This is a genomic window from Kitasatospora sp. NPDC054768, from assembly GCF_053612025.1.
Map to the genome: position 1 here is coordinate 1 of NZ_JBSHBN010000329.1, position 2,053 is coordinate 2,053.

The window sequence follows — 2,053 nt, forward strand, 5'->3', positions numbered from 1 at the left end:
GGGTTTCCCCGGGCGCCCGCCCGCCGTTTCGCCGTCAGACCGGGACGCCGGCCTTGACCACCCGCTTCGGGTGGAGGTCGGGGCGGGTGAGCACGGCGAGGTCGGCGAGCGGGTCGCCGTCCAGGACGAGCAGGTCGGCGTGGGCGCCCGGGGCGAGGGTGCCGATCTCCCCCGCCAGGCCGAGCAGCCGGGCCGCCGTGGTGGTCGCCGAGCGCAGCACGTCCGCGACCGGCTGGACCTGGGCGCGCAGGGTGAACTCCTCCAGCTGGGCCGGGTGCAGCGGGCCGAGCAGGTCGCTGCCGTAGACGAGGTTGACGCCCGCGCGGTGGGCGCGCTCCAGCGCCTCCAGGCCCCGGTCGCGGACCTCGGCGAGCTTGCCCAGGGAGGCGGGCGGCAGGCCGGAGGCGGCGCCGGCCCGGGCGGTCTGCTCGTAGGCGACCAGGGTGGGCACCAGGAAGGCGTCCTTCTCCAGCAGCAGGGCGACCGTGCCGTCGTCCAGCAGGTTCCCGTGCTCGACGCAGCGCACGCCGGCCCGCAGGGCGCGGTCGATCGCCCGCGGGTGGTAGGCGTGCACGGTGACGTACCGGTTGTGGTTCTCGGCCTCCTCGACGGCCGCGCGGATCTCCTCCTCGCTGTACTGGACGGCGCCGATCTCGTCGTGCGGGGAGGCGACGCCGCCGGAGAGCAGCACCTTGAGGTGGCGGGCGCCCTTGCGGAACTCGTCCCGGGCGGCGGTCCGCACCGCGTCCACGCCGTCGGCGATCCGGCCGAAGTGCGGGCGGGACTCGCAGCAGGGCAGGGCGTCGTCGCCGAGCGGGCGCAGGTCGCCGTGGCCGCCGGTCTGGGAGAGCGCCTTGCCGCCGTGCAGCAGCCGCGGGCCGGGGACCAGGCCCTCCGCGAGGGCCCGGGCCATCCCGTGGTCGGCGCCGCCGACGTCGCGGACGGTGGTGAAGCCGCGGCGCAGCATGCGCTCGGCCTCGGCGAGGGCGCGCACGGTGGCGTAGCCGGGGGTCCAGTTGGTGAAGTCGTGCAGGTCGAGCGAGGTGACCAGCAGGTGGACGTGGGCGTCGATCAGGCCGGGCAGGACGGTGCCGCCGGCCGCGTCGAGGACCCGGACGTCCTCGGCGGCGGCGGGCGGGCGGCCGGTGCCGGTGGCGGCGATCCGGCCGTCGGCGGTCTCCAGCCAGCCGAGGTCGGTGCGGGTGCCGTCCTCGGGGTGGAGCAGGTGGGCGTTGGTGATCAGCAGGCGGCTCATGCGCCCACCTCGCCGCGCTCGGCGGGGGCACTCGCCCACGCGCACTTCTTGGCGGTTCGTTCGCTTCGCTCGCTCACGATGATGGCCCTCGTTTCAGTACGGCTCGTATTGAATACGACTCGTACTGAATACACCATGTATCGTGCTGCTGTGAACCCGCCCCCCGCCGATACCGCCCCCCGACCACCCAGACGCCGCATCCACACCCGGGCCCGGCTGCTCGCCGCCGCGCGCGAGCTGTTCCTCTCCGTCGGCTTCGCCCGGACGAGCATCGAGGACGTCTGCGCCGCCGCCGGCTACACCCGCGGCGCCTTCTACTCGAACTTCGGCGGCAAGGAGGAGCTGCTGCTGGCGCTCTTCGACGACCAGGCCGCTCAGCGGATGGCCGAACTGGCCGAACTGGCCGCCGCCTGCGAGGCGCTGGCGCCCCGGGAGCGGGCGCAGCGGCTGGTCGAGGCGCTGCTGCGGGTCGAGCCGACGGAGTCCGGGTGGATCCTGCTGTTCCTGGAGTTCCGGCTGGTCGCGGCCCGGACGGCGGCACTGGCCGAGCAGGTCGCCGCGCACGACCGGGCGGTCGCGCGGGCGCTGGCCGAGGTCCTGGAGCGGGCGCTGCCGGAGCTGGTACCCCCGGGCGCGAGCGCCGACCAGGCCGCGACGGTGGTCCTGGCGGCGCGGGAGGGACTGCTGGCCCGGACGGCGGCGGGCGGCGCGGTCGCGGAGGACCTGCTGACGGCGACGGCGGCGGTGCTGTCGGGGCTGCTGGACGGGTCGGACTGAGGAAACGCCGAGGGGCGGCAC

2 protein-coding genes are annotated in these 2,053 nt (G+C 75.8%); one reads left to right on the forward strand and one right to left on the reverse strand.

What is annotated here, in order from left to right:
• Positions 1–34 precede the first annotated feature (34 nt).
• Entirely contained in the window at positions 35–1,255 is a 1,221-nt protein-coding gene (locus ACWGKU_RS40880; protein ID WP_452181082.1) for an amidohydrolase family protein, read from the reverse strand.
• A gap of 150 nt (positions 1,256–1,405) precedes the next feature.
• On the opposite strand from ACWGKU_RS40880, the gene ACWGKU_RS40885 reads away from it, so the two are divergent.
• Complete coding sequence (locus ACWGKU_RS40885; RefSeq protein WP_452181081.1) at positions 1,406–2,032, forward strand: TetR/AcrR family transcriptional regulator; 627 nt, start codon at positions 1,406–1,408, stop codon at positions 2,030–2,032.
• Positions 2,033–2,053: the final 21 nt, after the last annotated feature.